Annotated in this window: 7 protein-coding genes; 1 reads left to right on the top strand and 6 read right to left on the bottom strand. The window is 45.4% G+C overall.

Annotated elements, in window-relative coordinates:
* Positions 1–109 (bottom strand): transposase-like zinc-binding domain-containing protein (locus QUA38_RS29325; protein WP_445305045.1); only part of this gene is annotated, 109 nt, incomplete at its 3' end.
* A 79-nt stretch (positions 110–188) separates the two neighbouring features.
* Here QUA38_RS29325 and QUA38_RS10680 point away from each other — a divergent pair.
* A complete protein-coding gene (locus QUA38_RS10680) occupies positions 189–1,091 on the top strand; it encodes an alpha/beta fold hydrolase (RefSeq protein ID WP_333161562.1) in 903 nt (300 codons plus the stop codon).
* An 85-nt stretch (positions 1,092–1,176) separates the two neighbouring features.
* Here QUA38_RS10680 and QUA38_RS10675 read toward each other — a convergent pair whose 3' ends face one another.
* From QUA38_RS10675 to QUA38_RS10655, 5 genes are all read right to left on the bottom strand, one after another.
* Positions 1,177–2,037, bottom strand: a complete 861-nt coding sequence (locus QUA38_RS10675) for a methylated-DNA--[protein]-cysteine S-methyltransferase (RefSeq protein WP_333161560.1) — start codon at positions 2,035–2,037, stop codon at positions 1,177–1,179.
* A 260-nt stretch (positions 2,038–2,297) separates the two neighbouring features.
* Positions 2,298–2,804, bottom strand: coding sequence for a MogA/MoaB family molybdenum cofactor biosynthesis protein (locus QUA38_RS10670; RefSeq protein WP_006632696.1), 507 nt, complete (start codon positions 2,802–2,804; stop codon positions 2,298–2,300).
* An 83-nt stretch (positions 2,805–2,887) separates the two neighbouring features.
* Positions 2,888–3,223 carry a photosystem II reaction center protein Psb28 gene (gene psb28 / locus QUA38_RS10665; protein ID WP_333161558.1) on the bottom strand — a complete coding sequence of 112 codons (336 nt, stop codon included), beginning with the start codon at positions 3,221–3,223 and terminating at the stop codon, positions 2,888–2,890.
* 208 nt (positions 3,224–3,431) lie between these two features.
* On the bottom strand, positions 3,432–4,892 hold the full coding sequence (locus tag QUA38_RS10660; RefSeq protein ID WP_333161556.1) for a DUF1565 domain-containing protein: 1,461 nt from the start codon (positions 4,890–4,892) through the stop codon (positions 3,432–3,434).
* 326 nt (positions 4,893–5,218) lie between these two features.
* The gene (locus tag QUA38_RS10655; protein WP_333161554.1) at positions 5,219–6,946 is read right to left on the bottom strand and encodes a hypothetical protein; all 1,728 of its coding nucleotides are present in this window, start codon (positions 6,944–6,946) and stop codon (positions 5,219–5,221) included.
* Between the last annotated feature and the right edge of the window lie 38 nt (positions 6,947–6,984).

Raw genomic sequence — 6,984 nt, 5'->3', positions numbered from 1 at the left:
GACGACCACATTCTCGACATTTGTAGTTTTGTTTACCATGCCGAGTCTGACCGTTACGACTAACTTCTTCGGAGCCACAATTGGGGCAAGAATTAATTTCTACTGTCATATCACCAATGGCAAACACTTCTCTTTAATAGTAGCTTAAGTTTACTCCATCCTTTCCTTCAGGGCACTACCCAAAATAGATGAAAGCCAAAAAGCATCTTTTGATCGAGTTAGCTTCTGGTATCTCAGCATTTCTAGTGGTTGGCTATTTCGGCATCTCAGCTTATGCAGGACATACTCTTTCAAAGCCAAACAGATGCTTTGACCCTCTTAAAGCATCTGTTTTTGCTGTTCCTCCTGAAAATGTAACATTTCGTACACCTGATGGCGTGGAGATTACTGGTTGGTTTATTCCAGAAAAAGCAACAGACAAGGTATTAATTTTAGTGCATGGATTGAATTCCAGTCGGACTTGTGAACTTGCTGGAAAGTTTGCCGAGTTTGGTTCAGCTATGAATCAAAAAGGCTTTTCGATACTTACGATCGATCTGCGAGGACATGGGCAAAGTGCTGATTCTCGCTTCACCTTTGGAATTACAGAAAGGCGAGATGTTATTGCAGCAGTGGATTGGCTTAAAAAAAAGGGATTTAAGCCAAAAAAGATTGGGGTTTTAGGTTTCTCAATGGGTTCTGCTACTGTAATTGGAGCAGCAGCAGATGACTCTGACATCGGAGCAGTGGTCACTGACAGTAGTTACGCAGAGGTTTATCCAATTATTCAGAAGCATTGGCAGTCAGCTTCAGGATTACCGGGGATATTTCTCCTTTCTACCATGATGTTTGGACATTTGTTAACTGGATATGATCTAACTTCTTCTAAGCCAGTGCAGGAGATAGGTCGTATTTCCCCTAGACCAGTTTTGATCATTCACAGTGCGATCGATCCTTATACGCCTATACAAAACGCTCGCCAACTCAGAGAAGCATATCCTTCGGCAGAATATTGGGAAACCAATGCGAAGAAACATCCAGAAAGCTACAATACTAACCCAAAGATGTACGTTGACAAAGTTGCTGATTTCTACAATCGGAGTCTCAAGTAGGGCTGTATAATCCGGTCGAGAAGGCTATTTACGCTTTCCCTACCGGGCGGTTCATAATCGCCGCGCAAACAAACCAAAAGGATAATCAATCGCAGATTGTACGGCTAGCTTCCCAACCTAACATGACTGTTTTACGCTCTACTCCCCAGCCATAGCCACCGAGTTCTCCAGATTCTCGAATCACACGGTGACATGGAATTAGATAGCCGATAGGATTGTTACCGATCGCATTTCCTACAGCTCTAGCAGCAGTTGGGCGTGCTACTATTTGAGCTATCGTCTGATAGGTGGCGATCGCACCAAAGGGCAATTGCAAAAGTGCTCGCCAAACTTGAATCTGAAAGTTAGTGCCTTTTACCAAGAGCGTTAGTGGTTTTTGCTCGCTGAGAGTTTCTGAATTGAAAATCAGGTCGCGCAATGATTGAGTGGCTTGATCGTCACGAATGATTTCAGCGTTTTTCCATTCCAATTGCAGTCTTTGTTCGGCCGTTTGTTCGTCTGTTGTCTCCAAGAAATAAAGATTACAAATACCACGGGTAGTTGTAGCAATTAAAGATGTGCCAAAGGGGGTATCATGAATGCCATAGCGAATTTGCAAACCTGCTCCGCCTGCTTTGAACTCCCCTGGTGACATTGCTTCTAAGTTCACAAATAAATCGTGCAATCGTCCGGGGCTCGATAGTCTCACGTCCAATGTTAGGTCGAGAAGGCTTTTAGTCAGAGTGATTTTTGACTTGGCATATTCAACTGTCAGATATTGCAAAAACCGCTTGGGGCTAATGCCGGCCCATTGAGTAAATAGCCGTTGAAAATGATATTCACTCAGTCCTATGTGTTGGGCCACAGTTGCCAGATTGGGCTGGTTTAGGTGGTGTTGTCGCATAAAGGCGATCGCCCGAGCAATCCGGTAATAATCTTCGCTAGCATAGACACTCGCATTCTGCATCGCAATCATCTAGTCTAAATCAAGGGAATTTTGATGTTTCCTTACTTTAGCCATAGAGCAGGCTCAAAGCCACCCGTTTCTTGCGGTGAATGCACTCAGTCGATTTTAGATTTTAGATTTTAGATGGAAGAAAGCGAGCTCACTGCTAAACCCGGGGGCTGGCGATGAGGATGAGCGAGCTTTTTTCTCGCTCCACGGATGCCTCGGGCGACTTGTAACCAAATTTCTTGATTGTCAGTCACTTAACCGAACTTTCGCTCTCACCCTCCCCGCAACTGCGTCACCAAGTGAACTAATTCAGGTAAAATTAGCTTTTCCACAGCTAGTTTCACGCCATTGCTAGAACCCGGAAGAGAAAAGACTAACTTGCCTTGATACACGCCTGCAACTGCGCGAGAGGCGATCGCCCTCGAACCAATTTCTTGATAGCTCAAAAACCGAAATATCTCACCAAATCCTGGTAAAATCCTGTCGAGCAAACTCTCCATCACATCATAGGTCGTATCTCGGGGAGCGATGCCCGTGCCACCGTTAAAAATGATTGCATCTACATCTTCACGCTGGGAAAAAGCCTGCATTTGCAATACAATTTTGGCCGCATCATCTTTAACAACAGTGTAAGCTACCACAGAGTGACCCGCATCTTTTAGCAGCTTCTTAGTTAACAAGCCACTATTGTCTGTTTCCGCCGAGCGGGTGTCGCTAACAGTAATGATAGCGCAGTTTACGGTTATTTTAGATAAGTCGGGGTGAGGAATTTGCGTCATAGTTTCTTATTCTAAGCAATCGGCAACCGGCAACCGGCGATCGGCTAACTACCAATTACCAATTACCAATTACCAACTACCCATTATGCCTTGCTAAATCCTAAACCGTTGGCTTCCGAGTAGCGTTCCATGAAACGCATAAATCGATCCCATTCTGCGGAACTTTTCATTATATAAAGAGCTTCCAAACCCGCAGGCTGACCGTTGATGAACTTAGCATTAACCTCGCGAGTGAGGAGTTCGCCTTCGTCGTCGATCATGTACATTCCAGTAATGTCTTCGGTACTGGTGTTGCTGAGAGCTTTGGGATTTTCAAAGGTAAACCTGGCAGTGCCTTGCTCTCCGCTTTTAGAACGGGTTAGGCGCACTTCGGGCACAGCATCTTCGTCTATACCCCGAGAAAATTGAATTTTAGCCATAATCTGACAGTCGAACCTTAAGGATTGCTTAATTTCTTAATGTTTAATCATAAAACGATTCGGGTACTCGCAAATCAAGACTTGGGAGAGTGGGAGTGGGCGAGAGTGGGTGAGAGTCGGCGAGAGTGAGGGAATCGCAGACAAGGGCGAGGGGAGATAGGTTGGTTCTGGTACCTCAAGTTATCCTCTCCCTTGTCTCCCAATTCCCTTAGACGATGTAGGGAGAGTTAATTGGCTCGGCCCGCTTTGTGGCTACCAGAGTTTGGTAGATAAGGGCGGATATCTCGCCGCGGGTGATGTCGTGGGCGGGGGAAAGCTTTTCGCGCGCGGGATAATTGACCACGATTTTTCGCTCTGTGGCGGTTGCTATCTCGTCGGTGGCAAAACTGGGAATCTGAGCTCGATCGACATAAACGCTCAAAGAATTGGGGTTGCCGCCCGCCAACTGCAAGCCGTTTACCAAAGATACGATCGCCTGAACTCTAGTCAAATTCTGCTCCGGGCGAAACGTGCTGTCTGGATATCCAGCCAAAAAGCCAGCTCGATTAGCTTGCTCGATCGCTCCGAAGGCCCAAAAATCCGCCGGCACATCCTTAAAAACCATCGCCTCACGGCGCGGCACCAATTCAAACGCCTTCGCCAACATAGCCGCATACTGAGCTCTAGTTACAATCTCGTAAGCTTGAAAAGTGCCGTTGGGAAACCCGCTAACAATATTCATCTTTGCCAAGCGATCGATAAAATCCTTGGCCCAATGCGTGCTGATGTCGCTAAACTGTAGCTTGCCAGGAGTCGGAGTTGGCGTCACATTGCCCAAATCAAATAAACCTTTCACCCGCGAAGAATTGAGCTGATTTCCCACCGCAGAAATCTTAACCTCAGTCGCGTTTTGCAAGTCTAATTCACCGTTATTCTGAAAAATATTGCCACCCAAATCTTGAGCAGTACCAATATCTGGCAGCGACTTCCCCACCGCAGTCAAACCGTCTTGGGTGTTTTTTTCAATGCGATTCTTACGCAAAATCGGCTGACATTCCCCCGCTAAAACGATACCGGATCGATTTTCCAAAATTTGGTTATCAACAATCAAAGGAGCCGACTGAGCTTGCAGGGAAATGCCAAAACCCGTCTTTTGAAAAATATTGCGCCGTATTGCTCCTTTAGCAGTTCCCGCCACAATCACCCCAGCGGCTGAGTTTTCCACAAATATGTTGTCGAGAATCGCAGGATTAGCAGTTCCCGTGGCAAAAATGCCTTCGCCCTTACAAAGTGTGAAAGTGCAGTTAGCCACAGTCGGAGAAGTTGACTCAATCCAAACTCCCGTGCCGCGACTATCGAGATTAGTAACAGTTACTCCGCGCAATTCTGAATTAGTTGCTAGCAGTATCGTGATATTTTGCCCCGCAGCGGTGGGACTGACAAATTTGCCGCTGCCTTGAATCAGAATGCCTCTACCTTTGTTAGTTTCATTGCCAATAACTTTTACTCCGGAGGGGATTTCCAAGGGGAATTTTTCGCCACTAGCAGCGCTGTAAATTCCCGGTGCTAACTCAATAGTGCTTCCCAATGCAGCGCGGGCGATCGCGCGGGCTATAGTTTTGAATGGGGCCGATTGGGTGCCCGCTGTGGCATCACTGCCTCTTTGCGGGTTGACGTAAAGTGTTGCCATGTTTTTGTTAAAGAGATAATTGGCGATCGAGCTTTTGTGCAATTTTCATTGTCTGCGAACTGGACCCCGGATTTATATTCACCTTTGATTGTGGAGATTATTTAATTGCACCATATCCGCAACATTACCTCTCAGGAGTGGCAACCGCCGGGGGATTGCCCCTACAAGTCACTAAATTACTAATTTTAGGGTCAGAAACCGGGTTTTGTGCCTCCGGTTCAACCTAAAAATCAATAGTTTTAGTTAAGAAAGGCGATTTTTTTTCGTTTTACGTCAGCGGATGGTAAGGCATTTATTTCTGGGTGTAAGCGGTCTTAACTCCCAGCCTATTTCACAATACAAGACCCCTCCAAAACCACTAGAATTTCATTCTGAAAAACCGCACAACTTGTCATTGCTGAAGCTAAGGCGGGAATTTTTCCTTGTTCGAGAGACAGCCTCGCCTCCGGTGTAGAATCAAATTGATTTAGCCAGCCATCATCCTTTACATACTGAAGACTCAAAGCATGGCGATCGAGCATCCAAAAATCAACTCCATATTGATTAATAAAATTTTGCAATACAGCTCGATCGGGAGTGTATTGAGCGCGAATTAAATCGTTAAGCCGCTGCCGATATTTGCTGTAGTAGCCTTTCTGATAGGGCACTGCATATTCCTTTGCCACCAAAACCGAACGCTGAGTAAATGTTGGCAAATGGTCAGTCTCGGCCGCGATTGAAGCAATCAAGATATCTTTAGGTTGTTGCTCAAAAAATTTGTACAAACCCGACATTTTACCTTCTACATACCCAACTGTGGGAAATTTTTCGACCAAGCAGGGATAAAACACAACGGCGATAGCGATTGTCGCTGTCGTAGTTAGTGCCACTAGATTTTTTATATCAAATGTTGTTGCGGTTGTTGATGCCCAATAACCGACTCCATCGATAATTAAAGTTAGGACGATCGCAGTTATCAACACAACAATAAATCGCAAGCTGTAAGCCGTATAGCGACCAGGTTGATACAGCTTAAAAATGGTAGCGTGAGCTGCAAAAAACATCGCCGAGGATGCTAAAAATAGCTGAAGCAAAAGCCAGATTTTGCTTTGAATCTGATTTGCTAAGGGAAAAGCCGATCGCAAAAACAGCAGCACCGGAAATAACAGCCCGACACAGTGAGTTACAGGCGTAAACAGCGACTTGGGAAACATCCCGCTACCCCGCCCTGTCAACCAATAATCTTTAGGATTGGGACGAAAAAAAGCATTTCTGCCGCTGGGAACAAATTCTGCCATTTGCTTCGCTTCTGCTGCGGTATAAGTTGGGCCAAATTCAGAGTTATCTAAGGCATAGGGCAGCATTACTAAAAAGATTACTCCCAAACCTGTAGTGCAAAATAGGTAATTAGTTCGATCGCCCGCCAAGCGCAAACCGCCGTTTTTCCAGGCTAGCACGCGCAAAACTAAGATTCCAGCAGCAACCAAGGCGTAAGGAGGATAGAATATTCCGATGAGCGCGATCGCCCCCAAACAGGGCAATAACGAACTGCGCGACAAATAATATAAAAAACCCAGAAATATCGGATATATAAAAGCTCTTGGCGTTGTAGAAGCCAAATCATCAGTCATCCACATATGCTGATTTAACAGCAAAGATGCAATAAATCCAGTCATCGGCACTGGCAGCATTTCTAGGCAAAGACCAAAACAGTAATAAGTCGAGATTAACGCCAGAAATAGCGGCAATATTTTGTGAAAAAATAGCGGATGAATGCCAACTGTTGCAGCTAATTTGTAGAGCGTGCTGTATCCTGCGGGGGCGACTGATTGAAAGTAATTAGCAATGAAATCGTTGGGGAATAATTCAGGATCGACAAACCGCATCATCCAGAAAACGTGCTGCCTCGCATCGTCTTGCACCATATACTCGGCGCTGAAGGCTTGCTTGAGTCCTAAAAAACCATAAAGTGCAGCAAATGTCAAGCTCAAAGTCAACCAAAATATTGTGTGCGATCGGGATTTGCGATCGACTGTAGCAGTTAGAAATTTGTGCAACCGAGCTATTAATACCATTTGAGATTTGAGATTTGAGATTAAAGAATCAGGAATGA

The organism is Microcoleus sp. Pol12B4 (assembly GCF_036701385.1).
Lineage (GTDB): Bacteria > Cyanobacteriota > Cyanobacteriia > Cyanobacteriales > Microcoleaceae > Microcoleus.
The sequence above is the reverse complement of the archived record's forward strand: the minus strand, read 5'-3'. Positions and strand labels throughout refer to the sequence as shown.